Origin of the sequence: Bacteroides sp. AM10-21B, assembly GCF_003472565.1 — a bacterium.
Classification (GTDB): domain Bacteria; phylum Bacteroidota; class Bacteroidia; order Bacteroidales; family Bacteroidaceae; genus Bacteroides; species Bacteroides propionicigenes.
In genome coordinates, this window is the sequence record NZ_QRME01000001.1 from 234,572 (window position 1) to 255,359 (window position 20,788).

General features: G+C 40.9%; 17 protein-coding genes and 1 tRNA gene. 13 read left to right on the forward strand and 5 right to left on the reverse strand.

Features of this window, described 5'->3' with window-relative positions:
* The first annotated feature begins 48 nt into the window (after positions 1–48).
* From DW121_RS00880 to DW121_RS00920, 9 genes are all read left to right on the forward strand, one after another.
* Positions 49–1,869, forward strand: a complete 1,821-nt coding sequence (locus DW121_RS00880; RefSeq protein WP_118322794.1) for a DEAD/DEAH box helicase family protein — start codon at positions 49–51, stop codon at positions 1,867–1,869.
* 495 nt (positions 1,870–2,364) lie between these two features.
* Positions 2,365–3,390, forward strand: coding sequence for a DUF3871 family protein (locus tag DW121_RS00885; RefSeq protein ID WP_118322796.1), 1,026 nt, complete (start codon positions 2,365–2,367; stop codon positions 3,388–3,390).
* An 84-nt stretch (positions 3,391–3,474) separates the two neighbouring features.
* On the forward strand, positions 3,475–3,750 hold the full coding sequence (locus tag DW121_RS15750) for a hypothetical protein (RefSeq protein WP_016271279.1): 276 nt from the start codon (positions 3,475–3,477) through the stop codon (positions 3,748–3,750).
* Between the two features lie 11 nt (positions 3,751–3,761).
* Positions 3,762–4,208: a RadC family protein gene (locus DW121_RS00895; protein WP_118322798.1), complete on the forward strand. Its 447-nt coding sequence runs from the start codon at positions 3,762–3,764 to the stop codon at positions 4,206–4,208.
* A 104-nt stretch (positions 4,209–4,312) separates the two neighbouring features.
* On the forward strand, positions 4,313–4,987 hold the full coding sequence (locus DW121_RS00900; protein WP_057329276.1) for a recombinase family protein: 675 nt from the start codon (positions 4,313–4,315) through the stop codon (positions 4,985–4,987).
* A gap of 515 nt (positions 4,988–5,502) precedes the next feature.
* Positions 5,503–8,025 (forward strand): leucine-rich repeat protein, encoded by a 2,523-nt coding sequence (locus DW121_RS00910; RefSeq protein ID WP_118322804.1) that lies wholly within the window; start codon positions 5,503–5,505, stop codon positions 8,023–8,025.
* Positions 8,026–8,379: 354 nt separating this feature from the next.
* A tRNA-Gly gene (locus DW121_RS15560) sits at positions 8,380–8,483 on the forward strand.
* Positions 8,484–8,844: 361 nt separating this feature from the next.
* Complete coding sequence (locus tag DW121_RS00915; RefSeq protein WP_117711165.1) at positions 8,845–10,068, forward strand: LruC domain-containing protein; 1,224 nt, start codon at positions 8,845–8,847, stop codon at positions 10,066–10,068.
* Positions 10,069–10,752: 684 nt separating this feature from the next.
* Positions 10,753–11,637, forward strand: coding sequence for a YitT family protein (locus DW121_RS00920; RefSeq protein WP_117711164.1), 885 nt, complete (start codon positions 10,753–10,755; stop codon positions 11,635–11,637).
* Between the two features lie 2 nt (positions 11,638–11,639).
* Here DW121_RS00920 and DW121_RS00925 read toward each other — a convergent pair whose 3' ends face one another.
* The 3 genes from DW121_RS00925 to truA form a co-directional block, all read right to left on the reverse strand.
* Positions 11,640–12,290: a DUF3256 family protein gene (locus DW121_RS00925; protein WP_118322807.1), complete on the reverse strand. Its 651-nt coding sequence runs from the start codon at positions 12,288–12,290 to the stop codon at positions 11,640–11,642.
* 96 nt (positions 12,291–12,386) lie between these two features.
* Positions 12,387–13,286 carry a DMT family transporter gene (locus DW121_RS00930; RefSeq protein WP_118322809.1) on the reverse strand — a complete coding sequence of 300 codons (900 nt, stop codon included), beginning with the start codon at positions 13,284–13,286 and terminating at the stop codon, positions 12,387–12,389.
* 68 nt (positions 13,287–13,354) lie between these two features.
* On the reverse strand, positions 13,355–14,113 hold the full coding sequence (gene truA, locus DW121_RS00935) for a tRNA pseudouridine(38-40) synthase TruA (protein ID WP_118322811.1): 759 nt from the start codon (positions 14,111–14,113) through the stop codon (positions 13,355–13,357).
* A gap of 148 nt (positions 14,114–14,261) precedes the next feature.
* Between truA and DW121_RS00940 the strand changes: the two genes are divergently transcribed.
* Positions 14,262–14,942: a DUF5715 family protein gene (locus tag DW121_RS00940; protein ID WP_118322814.1), complete on the forward strand. Its 681-nt coding sequence runs from the start codon at positions 14,262–14,264 to the stop codon at positions 14,940–14,942.
* Positions 14,943–15,512: 570 nt separating this feature from the next.
* On the opposite strand, the gene DW121_RS00945 is transcribed toward DW121_RS00940, so the two are convergent.
* Positions 15,513–17,027, reverse strand: a complete 1,515-nt coding sequence (locus tag DW121_RS00945; RefSeq protein ID WP_187119996.1) for an NAD(P)H-hydrate dehydratase — start codon at positions 17,025–17,027, stop codon at positions 15,513–15,515.
* A gap of 182 nt (positions 17,028–17,209) precedes the next feature.
* On the opposite strand from DW121_RS00945, the gene hpt reads away from it, so the two are divergent.
* Positions 17,210–17,746, forward strand: coding sequence for a hypoxanthine phosphoribosyltransferase (gene hpt, locus DW121_RS00950; protein ID WP_117711158.1), 537 nt, complete (start codon positions 17,210–17,212; stop codon positions 17,744–17,746).
* A gap of 62 nt (positions 17,747–17,808) precedes the next feature.
* Entirely contained in the window at positions 17,809–18,381 is a 573-nt protein-coding gene (locus DW121_RS00955) for an adenylate kinase (protein WP_117711157.1), read from the forward strand.
* A 96-nt stretch (positions 18,382–18,477) separates the two neighbouring features.
* Here the strand turns inward: DW121_RS00955 and DW121_RS00960 are convergent, their stop codons facing one another.
* Positions 18,478–19,320 (reverse strand): helix-turn-helix domain-containing protein, encoded by an 843-nt coding sequence (locus DW121_RS00960; protein ID WP_118322819.1) that lies wholly within the window; start codon positions 19,318–19,320, stop codon positions 18,478–18,480.
* Between the two features lie 90 nt (positions 19,321–19,410).
* Between DW121_RS00960 and DW121_RS00965 the strand changes: the two genes are divergently transcribed.
* Positions 19,411–20,745 carry a nucleoside hydrolase-like domain-containing protein gene (locus DW121_RS00965; protein ID WP_118322822.1) on the forward strand — a complete coding sequence of 445 codons (1,335 nt, stop codon included), beginning with the start codon at positions 19,411–19,413 and terminating at the stop codon, positions 20,743–20,745.
* The last annotated feature ends 43 nt before the right edge of the window (positions 20,746–20,788 follow it).

Consider the following 20,788-nt stretch of genomic DNA (forward strand, 5'->3'; position numbering starts at 1 on the left):
GAGCAGAGGAAGTGTAAATTTCCTCTCTCCTTTTAAAAACTGACAAAAATGAAAACGGAATATAAACCAATATATAAAATAGCTGGTAAAATCCAGTACTTGACAGAAGTCCTCCCACAGATAGAAACAAATACTATCCTTTGCAAGACATTAACTGGATTGGGTGCAACCTATTCCGAAATAAAGGCTAAGCGACATTCTGTTATTATCGTTCCCAATGTTCCGCCTATCATTGGCAAGTGCAAAGACCCGAAGCATAAGAATGACAATCTGTTCGGTGTCAAGCAAGGGGTGACAACAGAAGAAGTCATTGATTATATTGAAAAGACATTAGCCGCAGGAAAGTTTATCAAGTTGATAAGCACTCCCGAAGGATTTGCTAAAATCAAACGTGCTTTCGAGGAACTGGAACTTGACATATATAATATATGCTTCTTCCTATCCGATGAATGCGACAAGCTGATAAAAGATGTTGATTACAGAGCTGATATAATTCTTCCTATGGATGATTTTTTCAAATTCAGAGAAAAGGCATTTGTTTCAGCCACTCCCATACTACCGAGTGACCCACGTTTTGAAAGTCAAGGTTTCAAAATAGTAGAAATACAGCCGACCTTTGACTACAAACGTCCTATCAGCATTGTGCAGACCAACAATGTTTTGGAAGCATTGAAAGAAATTCTACCACAGATAAAAGCACAACAAGAGCAACCACGTAGTATTTGTTTCTTTGCCAACAGTGTTGATATGATACACCAGTTGATGAGTAAATTGGGAATTGAAAATGAGTCCGCAGTATTCTGTGCAGAGAAAAGTGTTGAGAAGTTGAAGAAGAAAGGATTCAAACGCGCTTATGAACACTGGAATATTAAGCATAAAATGCCTTATATGTGGTTTACTTGTAGATTTTATACGGCTGTGGATATTGAATTGGAAGAACAACCCGATATAGTATTTGTCACTGAACCGTATTTTGCAGAATACACTATCATTGACCCATGCACTGATGCGGTACAAGCAATAGGACGATTCAGAAACGGTACTTCTTTGGCTATTCATGTTGTCAATGCCAATGAGAACTATCCGATACGCACCCAAGCAGGTATCAAGGAATATCTTAAAGGTTGCAGGGATGCTTACAAGACGATTAAAAATCTCTATGAATGTGCAACATCTTCGGAAAGCCGAAATGCTTATAAGGCTGCATTGGATATACTGCCATATAACCGGATGCTAAAAGACGGAAAGACCAACTATTTTGCGATTGACAATTTTGTTGATGAAGCATTGGTTAAGTCTGCCTACAACAATATTGATTCAGTAGTGAACCGATACAAGGAAAGCAGTTTGTTTTTACCGAAACTGACCCAACCTCTGTTTTACAAATTGGGCGATAAGGAAAGGTTGAGCCTAATGGATAAGAGCAGTTCTATCAAAGAAAGCCGAAAGCGTATCGTTGAATTACTGGAATCGTTGAAGGATGACAGAAACTCTCCATTGGCACAATCGTTTATCAGTGACATCAGACAAGTTGATGCTTTTATTATTGATGCTTACAATACGGTAGGCAAAGAAGTTATTGAAGTAAACAATTATTCATTCAAAAAAATCAAAGAAGCCATGATTATGAAAAACTATAGAGAAAAAACAAGCGGAGTAGAGTTTGTTCAACTCCTTAAAAACTCCTTTAAGATTGGCGAGAAATACACTCGTGAATATATCAAAAAAGAATTAAAGCGTTTATACGCATTGGTTAAGACTGCGCCTAAAAATGCGATTACAGCCATGACTATAAAAGATTTCTTCAAAATTCAAGAGTGTAAAATAGGAAATCAAAAAGCTATCAGAATATTAGAACCATTAATATAGGATAGTACTTTTTTTGATGAAAGTTAGTTTTATAGGGTCTGTTTTAAAAAGGTACTCTATCATTAATATTTAACTTTATCAAATCATTTATAAACGAAGAGTTTCCGCTGATGAAAGTGGGGACTCTTTTTTTATTTGAACATATCTTCATGTCGTAATTCACTCCCCCATGCTGTGTCAGATGATAAAAACGGAGGTACACCACCTTTTTATGCCCCCTCATGGGCATGGAAGAAAAAAGCATTCTTTACTTCACGATGATACTATTACCTCACATCATCCATGAAAAAGAATGTCTTTTGTCAGCAGCGTATATGTTCACAATTCTATTCCCATAGCCAAGCAATAATTTACTAATGCTCCGAATTTCTTTTAAAAGAATATTTAGGGAAAGACATAGAACGAGCCTTAGATGCAAGCGAAGAAATTCACTTGTGTTTAGGGTTTGTTCTTGTTAAAAACATTCAATCAATAATCATTTAATTCAAATTCATTATGGAAGCATTACAAATTATGCCTATCATGGCACAGAACCAATCGAGATTTAACTTAGGCGAGTATGCGGAAGAAGCTGCCATTATCCAAGACGAACCAACTGTACAGCCGAGCGTAAACTTTTTGGAAGCCAACACCGATGCAATCACTATGGACGAGCTTACAAACAAATGCGTTGTTCCAACTTGGGCTAACCAAGAATTGACTATCGCACACCAAGACTTTATTTCATGTGTGCACGATGCGGCTTGCTCATTCTATGCAGGTGAAAGAGTGAATGAGCCGGATATTAGAGTTTCACACATTGTACGTGGCAGAACACCTCAAAGTTTAGGCAAGAAAGCAAGTGAACTGTTAGAATGTGAAAAGACACAATTCTACCAACGTCTTGCATTTGCCTTTACCATTCCAACCATTATCGAAACGGTAAGAGGGCAAAGACTTGAATTGTGCATCGGTGGGGTAAGGAACTATTCAGACCTCAACCTTTATCGTGCATCCAAAGGCTTGGAGAAATTTTCTTGTTTTGTAGGCTGGAGAGTTAGAATTTGTAGCAATCAAATTTTAACGGGAGAAGGTGCCAAGTTCAATATGGAAGTAACCAATATCAGCGAACTTTATAGAAACGTGCTTGAATTATTCCACAGTTTCAACCCTGCAAAGGAAATCCACTTGATGCAGTCACTTACCAACACTTCATTGTCCGAAACACAGTTCGCGCAAATCGCTGGAAGAATGAGAATGTTTCAAGCATTGTCACCTGCAAGGCAGAAAGCCATTCCAAGACTTCTGATTACGGACAGTCAGATTAATTCTGTTTGTCGCGACTACTACCACAACGAAGTGTTCGGAGCAAAGGACAACGCCATATCAATGTTCGATTTCCACAACCTTTTGACGCAGGCTAACAAGGGAAGCTACATTGATACTTATCTGCAACGAGCTGTAAACGCTACGGAAGTCAGTGTAGGAATTAACAATGTCCTGCAAGGACTTGATAACAAATACGCTTGGTTCTTGGGCTGAGTGGATTGTTGATTGAGAGAGGAAAGGGCAGCTATTCAGTTAGTTGTCCTTTCTTCATTTTATTAACCATCAAATATTACAATCATGGATAAATCTAAAATTGAAAATGCTATCAATCATATCACTTCTTTACAAGAGAAATTATGCTACTGTGAGAATAATCTGCAATACATCAAACGCTTACAAGCACTTAAATATTGGCTACATAAGTTTGATTCATTTTTGGATAGGAACAGCAGGCAGCATGGTGAATATGCAGCAGTTTATGAAAGCTACTTCCATACTTGCTGTGGGTTCTCATTCTACGATAGAGTATGCAATTCAATTCTTGTTTATGAATATGGCGATAGACCATTTTAATACTTGATATTATGGATATAGATTATACTGTTGGAGAAGTGGAACTAACTTACAAATCCACTTCAAAAAGCCGGAGCAAAATATATAGTTCGGAAGACGCTTATAAATACTTGCTTCCTACATATAAGGAAGGAACTATCTGTTACAAAGAATACTTCAAGGTTCTGTTCCTAAACCAATCCAACCAAGTTTTAGGCTACACTCTCATATCAGAGGGTGGAATTACTGAAACTTGTGCTGATGTCAGAGTAATTCTACAAGCTGCATTACTCACCAACTCAGTAGCCATTATTCTTGCACATAATCACCCAAGTGGTAGCATGAAACCAAGTAGACAGGATATAGAGATTACTAAACAGGTCAAGGATGCTGCAAGACTTATGAGGATTACAGTAACAGACCACCTCATATTAACAGATGCAGGATATTACAGCTTCGCAGACGAAGGACAGTTATAGCGTATCATCTTAAAAGGACATTCAATTTTTAAGTTGGGTGTCCTTACTTACATAAGCTGAACGAACATTCAGCACTTGTAACCAACTATTAATAATTGTGAATTATGAAGACATACATAGCATATCTAAGACAATCCACCATGAAGCAGCAAATATCGGGTCTTGGTGTAGAAGCACAACGGGAGATTATACACAACCATGTAAAGAATAAACCCATACTTGCTGAATATATTGAAACGGAGAGTGGGAAGAAATCTAACAGACCTCAACTCCTTGCAGCTTTAGCGATGTGCAGGAAAACAAATTCTATTCTGATTGTAGCCAAATTGGATAGGTTGTCAAGAAATGTTGCATTTACTTCTAAGCTGTTGGAGAGTGATGTTGAGATTGTGTTCTGTGACTTTCCACAAGCCAACAGATTAATTCTGCATATCATCAGTAGCATAGCCGAATATGAAGCAGGATTAATCAGTCAGAGAACCAAACAATCACTTCAAGCCAAAAAAGCAAGGGGTGTGCAGCTTGGTAAAGCGGAGAATTTGATGAATAAATTTGAACAAGCTGTTCAACATAGTATCGTTACCAACAAGGCTAAAGCAGATAACAATCCAAATAACATGAGAGCGATAGCACTGTTACGGTCACTATCAATGCAAGGCAAATCATTATCCGAAATGACTTGTCTGTTGAATGAGCAAGGCTTCGTTACATCTAAGGGATGCAAGTTTCAGATTACACAAGTCAAGAGATTACTTGTCAGAGCAGGGTTGATGTCGTGAAGTCACTTTGAAAGGCAGGACAAATTTAGAGTAAGGTCAATCTTATATACCCCAATCTGAATTTGTCCTACCTAAAAATCAGCCGGAACAATAAACTTTAACTCTACAACCTATTCAGAGTATGTTTGAGGGCATAGAATTTACTATTAATCCACACTTCATACCTAATGATTTAAAACCTTTCACTATCTTTGCATCAATTCCAATGAACTAATGCGTTAGGGAGTTGGAAGGACATATTTAACGAAAGGTGTTATTGAAATTATCTTCTATTCTCAAATTCTCGCAAAATTTGAAATGCTGTGAAGATGATAGCAGTAGCACCCACACTTGGATATATACCTACCTCATCTTTGTGAGGTTTCTATATGCCTTTTGGTGTGGGTCGCTATTGTTTTATCCACAGCAAAGGCAATGCGAGAAGCCAGAGAATAGGGTAAAGCAAATAGTGTTCCCACATCTTTTTTATTTATGGCTCATTGTAGGGAACAGGTGAGCGTAGATTAAACTCGATAATGAAAACATTTAGATTGCTGGCAACTTCATTATTGATTGCCGTATGCGCAGGATTTAGTTCTTGTGGCGATGATGAATTAGACAAAAAGCCACTGGAGCCCGTTATAGATGAAATTACAATCAGTGATGCTTCTTTCGATTTTGAAGCTAATGGTGGAGAAAAAACATTATCTTTTTCAACTAACAGAGATTGGACTGCAAGCCTTGCCAATACTGCTAATGGTGAGAATTGGTGTACGGTTACTCCTTTAAATGGAAAAGCAGGAGACAACAACATTCAAATCAAAGTAGCAGCAAACAAAGGTTATGATGATAGGAATGTGTCTCTTACCATAGCAGCAGGTGGTACAAGCAGAACTGTTATCATCAACCAAAAGCAACAAGACGCTATGACCCTTACAGCAAATAAATTTGAAGTAGGTAAAAATGGCGGTAAAATTAATGTGGAAGTAAAAGCCAATATTCAATATGAAGTTATTATATCGGAAACATCCAAAAGTTGGATTAGCCAATCAGCTAAGACACGTGGACTAACCAGTAATAATCTCTCGTTTGATATTGCGCCAAGTGAAGAATATGATAAGCGAACTGGAGAAATTATAATCCAAAGCGGTGAACTTTCTGAAACAGTCCATGTGTACCAAAGCGGAGAAGGTGTTCTGTTGCTTACCAAAAGCGAGTATTCAGTGAGTGACAAAGGAGAAACGATTGCTGTTGATTTAAAAAGCAATTTTGAATTTGATGTTAAAATGCCTGATGTGGATTGGGTGCAGTCCGCAGCAAAGACTCGCGGAATGTCAAGTCATACCCTTTATTATACCATTGCTCCAAATGAAACTTACGACAGCAGAGAAACAGAGATTATCTTTTATGATAAGAACAGCTCCATAAAAGACACATTGAAAATAGTGCAGGCACAGAAAAATGCAATCATCATATCACAAAAAGACTATAATGTTTCTACCAACGGTGAAATTATCGAAGTGGAATTAAGTGCGAACATAGATTATACAGTACTGATACCTTCTGATTATAAATGGATAACACAAATGCCTACAACAAAAGGACTGATTAACAATAAACTTTATTTCGAGATAGCATCCAATATAGAAGAACATAGCAGGAATGGAATTGTAGTGTTTCAGAATGACATAGAGAATGATACAATAAATATTTTCCAAGAAGGGGCAGTTTATGACCCTTCAACAATCCATCTGCATATAGAAATGGCAGGAAGTCTTTCCAGTATGATAGCTGCGTCAAAAAAATATCAAATTACCAATTTGACTTTAACCGGGACGATAAATGATGCAGATATACGTTTTCTTAAGGAGATGGCAGGCTTTCGAACAGAAGGGAAACTTGCTAAACTTGACATTACTAAATGTGAAATTGTAGATGCCTTGTACAGACCTAATAATATCATCGCAAGTAATATGTTTAGTTATTGTGAGGCGTTAGAAACAATATTGTTACCTCAAAAAGTTACAGAAATTGGAGCTTCTGCCTTTAGTGAATGTACAAATTTAAGCTCTATTACTATACCCAATTCTGTTCTTTCTATTGGTTTTAATTGCTTCTTTAATTGCATATCCTTGCAGAATATCATTTTACCAAATAGTTTAAATACAATTTCGGAATCGGCTTTTCAAGATTGTAAAAACTTGACATCAATAAATATTCCAAGCAATGTAAAATCCATTAGTGCCAGAGCTTTCGATGGTTGCATAAATTTGCAGGCAATAAATGTTGCTTCCGATAATCCCTATTGTAAATCTATACAAGGCATTCTTTTTGACAAAAAAGAGACGACTTTAATTCGTTTTCCTGCGGGGTTACAGATGTTGACATATGAAATACCTAACAATATTAAATATTTAGGATATTCAGCATTTGAAAGCTGCACAAAACTAACATCCGTTACTGTCAATAATGAAATTGAATATATTGATGGATATTCATTTAGTAATTGTAAAAGTTTAAAATCCATCACTCTTGGTAAGAACATACGAAGATTAGAATACTCTACATTTTCTGATTGCACGCAACTACAAGAAATACATTGTTTACCTATAACTCCCCCAACTATAACGGAGTTTTGTTTTGACAGTGAAGTGTTGAATAATTGTAAACTGTACATACCTAAAGGTACTTATAATGATTATTGGATAGCTCAAGGCTGGGGTGATTTTAAAAATATTATCGAAGGAGATGGCTCGATAGATTCAGCCCTTATCATTGGCAACTGGAAGCTATTAACTCACAACGGACAAGTAGCTACACACGTAACATTTAATAATGATGGAACATTTCTATATACAAGTGTTAATGATGGGGCATACTCGGAACATGGTATCTACAAAATAGAGAACAATATTCTTTATGAAAAATTCAGTGATGAAGATACGTGGTGCATGAGTGAAATTTTCACATTAAATTCAATCGCTTTGACATTGAGAGATTTAGATGAAGATGGAATAACTTATGTGGGAGACTCTTATACATATCAACGTGTAGAATAATAAGTGGAATATAAAAGGCGGCATTGATTATCTTTGTCGCCTTTACTTATGCACTTTTATGAATAAGCAGTATATAACAGCTATAATGTGTTTCAATCAATAATAGTACCTTTTTTAGTGAAAGTTAGTTTTATAGACCCCAATTCAAAAAAGTACTATGATTACTTTGAATAACTATATAGATAGTTGAAACTTCATTTTATAATTGCTATTTTTGCAATGCAGGTTTATTCTGCAAAAGAGATTATTAATTTATTTATTATGAACCATTCTTGGCACTTGACCTTAAAAGTCAACCAAGACGTCAACCAATAGTTTCTAAATAGAATCAGATTCTAAAGATAGCTATCATAAAAGGAAGTAGCTCAGTTGGTTGCTGACGAAAGCGCAGCTTTTGGCAGCCGCAGAAGAGCATTAGCCTTCCAAGCTGAGGGTCGCGGGTTTGAGCCCCGTCTTCCGCTCTTAATGAGAACCTTGATAGTTAAGCAATTAACTGTCGAGGTTTTCTGCTTTTAAGAGGTTACTACAAGCATAGATTTAGGCGGTTTCAGGGGGCATATGTAAACCAAGACGTAAACCGAAATCGAATGGTCTCTAAAAAGTATATTCAGAAAATCATTCCTGATAAACAAAGTTACAACAACAAATGTTAGAGTTCAACCCTGAACAAAACAAAATGTGACAACAGAGCCACCTACCAATGAGATACCTTTTCATAAGTCAGGACTATTTACTTGATATTTTGCACAATTTTGTTGCAAATTCTGCAACTTTATCGTACCTTTGTACCTTGTAATGCAACCATAACAAACATAGATTATGAGAACTTGGAATTTATTGTTATTAAGTATTTTATGTATGAGTGTCGTTAGTTGCAGCAATGACGTATATAATCCGGAAAATGACCATCTGCAGAGAACGACAGACTTGCAAGTGCCACAATCTTTTGATTGGAACAGTACACATATGGTAAAATGCGATTTTAGCGCACCTGTGGACTGTATAGTGGATATTTATGGGGATGAAGCCTGTAAAGAAGGTTTGGCGACATATTTAGTCGAGGCAGCCAAAGAGAACTTGATTACTTTAGAACTCCCTGTGAGTAGTGAAAGTTTCTATGTGCAATATGCAACAACAAGCGGATTGCAAGTTCAGAAAGTTGCGATACCCGTAACGCAGACAAGAGCCGAACAACAGATTGGAATACGTCTGCCAGAAGAAGTGGAAGAATATAGAGGTAGTTTTATTGGTGCAAATTCATATTCCTCTTCCCCTTCTGAACATGGATTTGGAACGTTGATGTTTGAGGATTTATATCCGGCATTGGGCGATTACGACTTTAATGACTTTGTCGTGCAATACAACACAACTGTAAAATATCCTTCAGGGGTTATTTCTGGAAATTTTATTGATGGCAGAATAATAATCAAACTGAAATTGCAGGCTATTGGCGGTACTTTGCCCTATCAATTAGCTTTGGAATTGAGCAAGGTACCAGCTAAGATGATAAGTGATAATATTGAAATTAACGCGGAGCAAGGTTTAGGTATGCAATTACTAAATAAAGGCTCTAACGCTCCCGCCGTATTGCTTCTTACCGGTACAGAAAATCTGAAAGATAAAGGCTATTTTAATGTCCTGCCTCAATCAGATGTACGGCCAATGCCCAGTTTGACTTGTACTATCAAATTAAAAGCTGGATTTATGGAAAGTGAGCAAGAAAAAATAATAAGAGAATGTTATAGCAACCATGCAGAGGCGTTTAATTTCTTCCTTCGTAATAGCGCTACCGGTGAAGAAATCCATTTAAAAGGATACCCAACCAGTAAGCTTTATACAGGCAGCGTAAAATGGGCTGATTATCACAATGATAAAAATTTTGTATGGGGGATTAAGATTCCTGCAAAAATTTCGCATCCTATTGAGAAAATAGATATTAAAGATGCTTATCCCCAATTTGCATCATGGGTAACCAGTGGTGGAAAAAATGCTAAAGAATGGTATAACAATAGCGTGGCAGATAAGGTTGTTCCCATAAAATAAATAGAGCGATTATAATATAGACATAAATTAAAAGACTATGGTACCAAAAGCCGCATGAGAAATGCGGCTTTTTTCGTGTAAAGCCCATAATGCCTATTAGTATGTAGCACATAACACGACTTATCAGCTTGATTATACCAAAAAATAATGAAAACTTTAAGATTAATCGGATAACCAAAGCATCTACCATATCAGAAGATGAACCCGATGTTAACTCCAATACAATATATATTACACTTCAGATGCAATAAAGCCCCCTTTTGAAAACAAACAAAGGATGCCTGATACTTTTTGATGCAACATTCGGAATTGATATGGACGAAATGGATTTTGCATATTATGCAGGTTTACCGGGAATAGTAACTAAGAATTTGCCAATTCGGCATGCTTTTAAATCCTTCTTATCTGAAGATACGATAGATTTCTCATGAGAACAGACAGCATTTGAAGCAATTCATTTGCTGTCTGTTTTATAATGCAGCAAGGAACGTTTTAGTAAATCTCCGGCAAAGATTTACTAATTCTTTGCCGGAGATTTACTAAAACGCCGGAAAGGTTTCTGCAAACAGATAAAATATCTATAGCTTTATATTTTGAGATATAAGAAAGTATTATCTTTGTCCGATTTTTAGTTGTAAAACCACAATATCTATTGCAAGACAACAATTTAACTGCAAACGACAAATGAACGTGAACATTCCTTCCCGTCAGAACATATTTCGTGAGATGCGGGATTATCTAATGATTGCCTTAGGCATGATTATGTATGGCATCGGGTGGACGGTATTCCTGCTTCCCAACGACATCACCACAGGCGGTGTACCGGGTATCGCTTCACTGGTATATTTTGCAACGGGGCTACCGGTACAATATGTCTATTTCGGCATCAACTTCCTGTTGCTACTGCTCGCCATCCGCATTTTGGGGTGGAAGTTCAGCATCAAGACAATCTTTGCCGTCTTTACCCTGACTTTCTTTCTGCCCGTCATTCAGCAACTGACAGCCGGCGTCCAACTGCTGCACGACCAGCCTTTCATGGCATGCGTCATCGGCGCGTCTTTCTGTGGCGGCGGCATCGGCATCGCTTTCTCCTCGAACGGAAGTACGGGCGGTACGGATATTATAGCCGCTATCATCAATAAATACAGAGACATCACGCTGGGACGGGTGATGCTGATTTGCGACCTTATCATTATTTCTTCCAGCTACTTTGTGCTGAAGGACTGGGAAAAAGTGGTATACGGTTATGTCACCCTCTACATTTGCAGCTTCGTACTGGACCAAGTGGTGAACAGCGCACGCCAGTCCGTACAATTCTTCATCATCAGCGAAAAGTACGAAGAAATAGCCAAGCATATCAACGTATATCCGCACAGGGGCGCAACGGTAATCAATGCGTCCGGATTCTACACCGGCAAGGAGATAAAGATGCTGTTTGTCCTTGCCAAGAAGCGGGAATCGACCATTATCTTCCGGTTAATAAAAGATATAGACCCGAACGCCTTTGTATCGCAAAGTCAGGTAATCGGAGTGTACGGAGAGGGATTCGACAAGATTAAGGTGAAGTAATCTTAATCTTCACGCACGAACTTTCCTTCTTTCCACGTATAGCTTACGGGGCGGCGGAGAAACGGTTTCAGTTTTTCCGCCGCTTCTTTTTCCATATAGTCGGGAGTAGTGAAAGTAAAGGTCAGTGTGGCATCCTTGCCCGAAAGGTCGGCTTTCATCAAGAGCATATCGGCTTGGAGGCGGGCATCCTGATACTTATACACATCTACCGTATCGGAAGCGGGTGTTATGAAATCGTCCATGCCGGGAAGCGACGCCAGATAGGGCGCGGACGGCAACTCCCGCCAGTCGGTTGTGTAAAATTTGACATGGCTGTCGCAAGCCGGAGCGCATACGGTGGAAACGGTGCAGATGAGACGGGTACTGTCGTTCACAGACAGAAGTTTCATCTGCCAGATGCTTTGGGGCGTTACCTGCACACGGATATAATCGGGGGTAAGCTCCGTCATTTCCGACTTGCCGCCAAAACGGTTGGTTACTTCGGCTTTCATCTTACTCTCCAGAAAGTCGATGAAGTCGGCGCGGTTCACGGCTGTAAGCAACGGACTCAAGGAATCGGGCATATTGGTGAAACAAGTCTTTGCCAGTTGCGCCGACAAAGAACCAACTCCCATACATAGTACAAACAAAAAGACTACCAACTTCTTCACCATATCATTGCATTATTTTATCGATACTAGATTCTTCTTCTTAAATAAATCATATTGCAGATAAGAGCATAGCTCTTCCGCCATAATTCACCCAAAATCCTATTTGCTCCCCAAATATAGGAAGAACATTCCAATCAACACCAAAATGAGGTCTACCGCCTTGCTTTTTAAATTCTTTTCACGGAAGAAAAGAGCACCGAACAGGAAGGAGACAACCACACTGCCACGCCGCACCATAGATACGATGGAAATCATGGAATCTTCATAGCTCAAAGCGTAGAAGTACACGAAGTCCGCCGCACAGAGAAAGGCGGATATGCCGATGATGGTCCAATCCCAGCGGAACGGCGTGCTCTCCTTTCTCTTGGGATACCACAGCAACAGGATAATGGGGCACATGATAAACACCTGATAGATATTGTACCATGACTGTACCACCATAGGCGGCAGTTGCTTCATCAGATACTTATCGTACAGTCCGCTGACGGCCCCCGTCACAGCCGCCAACACAATAAAGAGAATCCACTTGTTGTGCTTGAAGTCGATACCTTCTTTCTTGCCGGAACGGCTCAGCATGAAGAACGACAGCACCGCCAGCATCACACCTATCCATTGATAAAGATTGAGCCGCTCGCCGAATACAAGCATCGCTCCCACAAGTACCATTACCGGACGGGTGGCATTAATAGGGCCTACAATGGTAAGCGGCAGATGTTTCATTCCGAAATATCCGAATATCCACGAGGAGAGGACTATGAAAGACTTGATGATGATGAATTTATGCACATCCCACCCCACTACAGGAACATCGAACATCGTACCGCCCAATACCGCCGGAGCAAAAACCGACACCAAGATAAACGGAAGGAATATCAAACTGGAAAATACCGTATTCAGAAACAAGACCGGAAGCACGGCATTGTCCTTGAGCGCCTGCTTCTTGAAGGCATCATAAAATCCCAGCAAGGCTGCTGAGAGGAAGGCTAATAATAACCACATTTTTAGTTGAAAGTTGATAATTGATAGTTAAAAATAACAGCTGACAGTTAATGAAAATTCTTCATTCCTCATTCTTCATTCAAAAAAATTTCTTCCGGATAGGCAACGTCTACCAAGAACAATGCGTTGCCGGGTACGGAAGTCCCTGCACGGCAACGGTCTTTCTGTTCGATAACACGGCGGAAACCCTCAACGGTAAGTTTGCCCCTGCCCACCTCGAGTAACGTGCCTACCACGGCACGCACCATGTTCCGCAGAAAACGGTCGGCTTGAATGGTGAACACCCAAGTTACTTCATCCACTTGTGTCCAGGCGGCATACATTATCTTGCAATTATTGGTTTTGACATCGGTATGCAACTTGCTGAAACTGGTGAAGTCCGTATATTCAAACAAAGTCTGTGCGGCTTCGTTCATCCGTTCAAAATCAGGAGTTTGGAACAGGCGGCAACGGTATTGACGGTCGAAAGGCATTTTGGCGGTAGTGACATAGTACTTGTATGTACGCGCCGTAGCGTCAAAACGCGCATGGGCATCGGGACGCACGGCACGCAGACGATATACGGAAATATCGGGAGGGAGCAAGCGATTCAGCTTGTCCGCCATAAACGTTACATCCAACGAAGTCTCGCTGTCAAAATGCGCCACCATCACAGAAGCATGTACACCGGCATCGGTACGCCCTGCGCCCACCACTTCCACTTCACGCCGCAACAAGGTGGAGAGCGCTTTCATTAAACACTCCTGTACACTCGCACCGTTGGGCTGAATTTGCCAGCCATGATAGGCTGTGCCGTCGTAAGCCAAATAGATAAAATATCGTTGCACGTTTCTTTTTACCTCCTTATTTTGGCTGCAAAGGTACAAAAAGACAGGAAAAAAGCCGCATACTCTTCCGATTGTTCTGACAGATTACATTATCTTTGCAGGGATTTTACCGCAAATTACACAGATTTACACAGATTCAGAATTAATTATGTATAGCAAAAACCGTTTTATCTCCCTGTTTTTATTGGCAAGCATGGCGTTGACCTGCTGTCTGGCGGGATGCAAAAAGAAGGATATGTCACTTAAACTGAATGAACCGCGCAATATACGGGGTGTTATCAGCTACAAACGCTCTTTCGGCGATTTGAATGAAAAACATCTGAATGTGGCGCAAGCTATCGGTATCCGTCCGTTGGCATCGCGCAAGGAAGCGGAAGGAATGAAAGAGAAGCTGCAATATATCGCGACGAACGATTTATATGCGGTAGATTCATTGACGCACTCCATTCCGTATCTCATTCCGGGAGCGGCTACCCTACTCGACACTATCGGTTATAACTTCCTTGATTCTCTGACCGCCAAAGGGCTGAACCCGAACAAGATTACAGTAACTTCCGTACTTCGCACCAAAGATGACGTGAAACGTCTGCGCCGACGCAACGGCAACGCATCCGAGAATTCCGCCCACTTCTACGGCACTACATTCGATGTCAGTTGGAAACGCTTTCAGAAGGTTGAGGATGAGGACGGACGTCCGTTACAGGATGTCAGCCCGGATACGCTGAAACTGGTGCTGTCCGAGGTTTTGCGTGATTTGAAGAAGGCAGAGAAGTGCTACGTGAAATATGAATTGAAACAAGGATGTTTCCATATTACGACGAGAATGTAAAAATACAAATCTGTTAGTATATGGCATGTTAAGACATCAGAACATCAATATTAATATGCAGTTTACAAAAAAACATATACAAACAAGATCCTAACTTACCCCTAAGGCTGAAAGCCTTTTATCTTATAGAGGGATGCATCAAAACGAATTTAAGCTATCATTCTGTCATTCAGAGGAGCTTGCGACGAAGAATCTTTTCTCTTATATGTCAGGAGAAGAGATTCTTCACTTCGTTCTGAATGACAGAATGATAGCTTAAATTCGTTTTGACACATCCGCAATATGCGAATAATAATATTACGCCCTGTAAGGGCAAAAGACCCATATACGTATCTTTTGCCCTTACAGGGCGCAAATCTTGAGACACCTGTGCCCGGGGTGTTACCCCGGGCTATAAGATAAAAGCCTTTCAGGCTTAGAAAAATCATCATAGATTGGCGCTATTGCGCTATCGGCACTATCGGCACGGCACTATTGGGACTATCAGCACCATCGGCACTATCCACTATTGTATGCGAACAGGAAACTCCAGAATTCAAACTTTATAGAAACTATCTATAAATGAAACCATTATTTCTCCTCCAGCATCCGCCATGCCAACGGCAAGCAAGTTACAATATCGCCTGCCGTCATTCCCATAGCACCATGCTTTTTGCAGGCAATATCTCCCGCCAAGCCATGAACATAGACAGCCAGCTCTGCAGCCGTCTCCGCATCATACCCCTGCGCCAACAAAGCCAGTACAACACCGGTCAGCACATCACCGCTGCCCCCCGTTGCCATACCGGGATTTCCGGTAGGATTAAACCGGCATTTGCCCGACGGGGTGATAACAACGGAATAAGCTCCCTTCAATATAATATGTACTCCGGCGCTTCTTGCCAGTTCACGCGCTTTCATCAGGCGTTCATACGAATTTTGGCATTTTCCCACCAACCGCTCCAACTCTTTGGGATGCGGAGTAAGAATACTGCCTTTGGGCAGACGACCGATGTAACTGCGATGCTCTCCCAACAGATTCAGTGCATCGGCATCCACCACCATGGGCGTCTGGCAAGATTCTATCTGTTCCAGCAAGGCGGCTTCGGTATCCCCCGCCTTGCCCAATCCGGGACCGATGCCCACCGCCTGATAATCGTCCGTATCGGTGGCGCATGAAAAGCGTACATCGTTTATATCTATTTCCGTCATAGCTTCCGGTACGGAAGTCTGCACGATAAAGTTATTGCAGAAAGGAACATGAACCGTCAGCAACCCCACGCCGGAACGCAGACAAGCACGTGCCGCAAGCACCGACGCCCCTGCCATACCTTGCGAACCGGCTATCAGCAAGGCGCGTCCGAAACTCCCTTTGTGGGCAAACTTACCACGAGGCTTCAGCATCGACGGCATATCCTCATGTTCCGTCAATGCAAAGTCCGTCTCCTTTTCATCTATGGCTTCCTCGCTCAGACCGATATCCAGCAATTGCCATTCACCCACAAACGGTTCGTTCTCGGCAAAAAGAAATGCCAGCTTCGGCAGTTGCAGGCTCAGCGTCAGGTCTGCACGGATGATATTAGCTTGGATATTATAGGTATTATCCTCTCCCATCAAACCGGAAGGCACATCAATGGCAACTACCGTAGCCGAAGAGGAATTGATGTACTTCACTACCGCAGCGAAGCCTCCGTTCAAAGGTTTGTTCAGCCCGCTGCCGAACAGCCCGTCTACCACCACGTGCTCCGCAGTCAAGACCGGCGGAACGAATTGCGTGGTTATCTCATGGAAATCCACTCCGGCAACTCCTGCCAAGCGTTCCTTGTTCGTTTCACAATCCGGAGACAAAACGCCTTTTGTATTGAAAAGATACACCTCTACCCGATAGCCTTGTTCCGCCAACAAGCGTGAAACGGCCAGTGCATCTCCGCCATTGTTTCCGGGTCCGGCAAATACCGTAAAAGGTGTTTCCACACTCCAACGTTCGGCTATCGCCTGCGCCAATGCCTGAGAGGCGCGTTCCATAAGGTCTATGGACGAAACAGGCTCATTTTCTATCGTATAAGCATCCAGTTCTTTTATTTGGATGGTAGGAAATATTTTTATCATCGCAGCTTATTCATTTAAGTTACGAGCAAAGATACGAAAAATAATAACTACTTTGTTATCTGTTTCGCAGTAAAGGATATGTAGCTCATCCTCTTCCTGCTTTCAAAGAAATTGCAGAAGATGATGCATGGAGTGGAATAAAATCACTATTTTTGCGCCAACTTAAAAAACTCCCGTTTATGGATACCATACAAATAAAAGACAAAATGTTCACCGTTTCCATTAAGGAACAGGACATATTGAAAGAAGTAACCCGTGTAGCGAACGAAATCAACCGAGACCTTGCCGGTAAGAACCCGCTTTTCCTAAGCGTACTGAACGGCTCGTTCATGTTTACCGCTGACCTGATGAAACGCATCACCATTCCCTGCGAAATCTCTTTCGTGAAACTGGCTTCTTATCAGGGAGTATCTTCTACGGGAGTCATCAAAGAAGTTATCGGTATCAACGAAGATATTTCTGACCGCACGATTGTTATCGTGGAAGACATCGTAGATACAGGCCTCACCATGCAACGCCTGCTGGAAACTCTCGGCACACGTGCTCCAAAGGACATCCACATCGCCTCGCTGCTGGTGAAACCCGACAAGTTGAAAGTAGACCTGAACATCGAATACGTAGCCATGAACATCCCCAACGACTTCATCGTGGGCTACGGCCTGGACTATGACGGATTCGGACGCAACTATCCCGACATCTATACAGTGGTAGACTGAAACGGGGAGAAGGTATTGGAAGAAAGTATTAAATTGTAAATCATAAAATAATAGCTAAACAAATGTTGAACATTGTAATTTTCGGTGCTCCCGGTTCAGGAAAGGGAACACAAAGCGAGAGAATTGTAGAGAAGTACGGCATCAACCACATTTCTACGGGAGACGTACTCCGTGCAGAAATCAAGAACGGCACAGAACTGGGCAAAACAGCCAAAGGCTACATCGACCAGGGACAACTGCTGCCGGACGAACTGATTATCGACATTCTGGCAAGTACGCTGGACAGCTTCAAGGACAGCAAAGGTGTTATCTTCGACGGTTTCCCCCGTACCATCGCACAGGCGGAAGCATTGAAAAAGATGCTGGCTGAACGCGGACAGAGCGTAAACATCATGCTGGACCTCGACGTGCCCGAAGATGAACTGATGAAACGCCTCATCAAACGAGGACAGGAATCAGGTCGTGCCGACGACAACGAGGAGACTATCAAGAAACGTCTTACCGTATATCATTCACAAACAGCTCCGCTGATTGACTGGTACAAAAACGAAAAGCTGTATGCGCACATCAAAGGCATCGGTGAACTGGAAACGATTACGGCAGATGTTTGCAAAGCGATTGACGCAGCAAAATAAAGTAATATAACCATAAAGCAAAAGCGCGGTAATACCATAAATGATATTTACCGCGCTTGTCATTTTCCCATCCACTCCTAAAAAAATAGCAATAGATTATTTCATAAGCTTCTTATATTCACGTGGAGTACATCGAATTTTCTTGAAAAACGTAGCATTGAACCTTGCTATAGTATTGAATCCACATTCATATGCAATATCTGTTATGCTCATGTCGGTAGTCAGTAGTTTACGTTGTGCATGTGCTATCCTTAGCTCAGCTATATAATCAGTTATCGTAGTGCCGAATGCTTTCTTGAATATATAATTAGCATAATCAGGATGCAAACCTACTGCTTCACCAATATCATTGGCTTTAATGTTATTACAATAATTTTTAGTGAGATATATGGTTATTTTTTCAATAAGTGTCGTTTGATATGATGCTAATGCTATGCCATCGTCTGACGACTCTAAATGATGAGCCATACGGATGATTCTGGCTTGCATCTCCAATAAGATTATAAGGCTTGATTGAATACCGGCATCGTTATCCTTCAACCAATTATTCAACAAAAACTCATCATACTGAGAGTAGTCATTTGTCTTCTCATATAGAATATCTCCCTTAAGCAAATTGTCTACAAACTGTACAGGAAGATTCCAAGACAAAAAGCGTGCTAAAGGAATGGTACATACATAATATCTGTCCACATTCTCATAACGAATAATTTGATGCGGAACGAGTCCCCAAAATATTGTAAACCGTTTATTAGGTATCGTTATCTTCTCATTATGACGCAAGTAAGTAATATTTCCCTGAGGCAAGTAATTTATTTCTATTTCATTATGCTTGTCACATCTGGGCATAATACTAGGTATCCATGTTTCGCAGGTAAGTCCATAAGGCTTAAATTCCTCACGAGATTTATCAAAGCTGTAGCATTTCTCGGAATTCATTATGTTTATATCTAAATATAGAGAGTGTTATTCATCTTTTGGCAGTAAATTTGCAAAAATAATCCTTAAATACCAAATATAATAACTACCATGAAAAAAGTACTTTTCTTCTTTTCCTTTCTAACAATATGGTGCCTCTACTCAAAAGCGCAGGTTGCCAACGAAGACAAACATCGACTGATTGTGACCACCGACTTAGGAGGCACTGACCCCGATGATGTTCAGTCAATGATACATTTATTATTATGCTCGAATATGATTGATATTGAAGGACTAATCAGTTCACAAGTCTGGATGGACGACCCGGATAAAACGGCTAAAATATCAGAAGTTGTAGAGCGATTCGGTGAAGTTCTGCCGCGATTGAATAAACATGCGGAAGGTTATCCCGATTTAAATCAACTGCAGGCTGTCATAAAGCGGGGACAACCTGTTTCTAATATGACAGGAGTAGGCTCAGGCAAAGATTCACCGGGTTCAGAACTAATCATCTCGGCAGTTGATAAGAAAAAAGACCAACGGCCCGTATGGCTTGCGGCTTGGGGCGGAATGAATACGATAGCACAAGCTTTATGGAAAGTGAAACATACACGGAGTGAAAAAGCCTTCAAGAAGTTTATCGCAAAAATCCGTATATATGATGTCTTGGGACAAGATGACGCCGGAGCTTGGATAGCCAAGAACTTTCCTGAAATCGTGTATATCAGAAATAAGGAAGTTTATGGCTGGGGACCTTCCGACCAATGGATTAAAAAGAATATTCAAAGCTGCCTGCCATTTGGTAAGCACTACCCCAATCGAGTTTGGGCAGTGGAGGGAGACTCACCTTCTTTCTTCTATGTATATGCCAATGGTCTGAATGTGCCTGATTCACTTGAATATGGTGGTTGGGGAGGTCGCTTCTCCAAGCAAAAGACAAGCGGCATACGAGGTATGGACTTTATTGTACGTAGCGGAAAAGATGAAACGCAATACGATCCCTATTATATGTATGGAAGCTGCAAAGAGGGCAATGCCGCTATCAACAAATGGCGACAGCATATTTGGAATAATTTTGCAGCACGTATGTTGTGGACTACAACCGATGATTATAAAGCGGTCAATCATCATCCCCACGCAGCGCTCAATGGAGACCATTCTCTGAAATGTATCTTTAAAAAAGTAAAAGCCGGAAGCTCCATTGTCTTAGACGCCAACGGCTCCACAGACCCCGACGGCGATAATCTGATATATCAATGGAGCGTTTACACTGAACCCGGCAGTTATAAAGGTAACGTAAAGATAGAAGGAGGCAATGCCAAAAAATGCAAAGTACATATTCCTTCGGATGCTACCGGCAAGGACATACATATCATTTTAGAGTTAACGGACGAAGCGACTCCGGCACTTACCGTTTATAGACGAGTGGTACTAAAAATAAGTTAGAAACACCCCCTGCGATTGATTAATCAATAAAAAGGAATAAAAA

Excerpts from the sequence above, each read along its gene's own strand:
- DW121_RS00960 (WP_118322819.1), bottom strand. The coding sequence starts at position 19,320 with ATGAATTCCGAGAAATGCTACAGCTTTGATAAATCTCGTGAGGAATTT.
- DW121_RS00900 (WP_057329276.1), top strand. The coding sequence starts at position 4,313 with ATGAAGACATACATAGCATATCTAAGACAATCCACCATGAAGCAGCAA.
- DW121_RS00940 (WP_118322814.1), top strand. The coding sequence starts at position 14,262 with ATGTATAGCAAAAACCGTTTTATCTCCCTGTTTTTATTGGCAAGCATG.
- DW121_RS00910 (WP_118322804.1), top strand. The coding sequence starts at position 5,503 with ATGAAAACATTTAGATTGCTGGCAACTTCATTATTGATTGCCGTATGC.
- hpt (WP_117711158.1), top strand. The coding sequence starts at position 17,210 with ATGGATACCATACAAATAAAAGACAAAATGTTCACCGTTTCCATTAAG.
- DW121_RS00885 (WP_118322796.1), top strand. The coding sequence starts at position 2,365 with ATGGAAGCATTACAAATTATGCCTATCATGGCACAGAACCAATCGAGA.
- DW121_RS00930 (WP_118322809.1), bottom strand. The coding sequence starts at position 13,286 with ATGTGGTTATTATTAGCCTTCCTCTCAGCAGCCTTGCTGGGATTTTAT.
- DW121_RS00915 (WP_117711165.1), top strand. The coding sequence starts at position 8,845 with ATGAGAACTTGGAATTTATTGTTATTAAGTATTTTATGTATGAGTGTC.
- DW121_RS00880 (WP_118322794.1), top strand. The coding sequence starts at position 49 with ATGAAAACGGAATATAAACCAATATATAAAATAGCTGGTAAAATCCAG.
- DW121_RS15750 (WP_016271279.1), top strand. The coding sequence starts at position 3,475 with ATGGATAAATCTAAAATTGAAAATGCTATCAATCATATCACTTCTTTA.
- DW121_RS00955 (WP_117711157.1), top strand. The coding sequence starts at position 17,809 with ATGTTGAACATTGTAATTTTCGGTGCTCCCGGTTCAGGAAAGGGAACA.
- DW121_RS00925 (WP_118322807.1), bottom strand. The coding sequence starts at position 12,290 with ATGGTGAAGAAGTTGGTAGTCTTTTTGTTTGTACTATGTATGGGAGTT.
- DW121_RS00965 (WP_118322822.1), top strand. The coding sequence starts at position 19,411 with ATGAAAAAAGTACTTTTCTTCTTTTCCTTTCTAACAATATGGTGCCTC.
- DW121_RS00920 (WP_117711164.1), top strand. The coding sequence starts at position 10,753 with ATGAACGTGAACATTCCTTCCCGTCAGAACATATTTCGTGAGATGCGG.
- DW121_RS00895 (WP_118322798.1), top strand. The coding sequence starts at position 3,762 with ATGGATATAGATTATACTGTTGGAGAAGTGGAACTAACTTACAAATCC.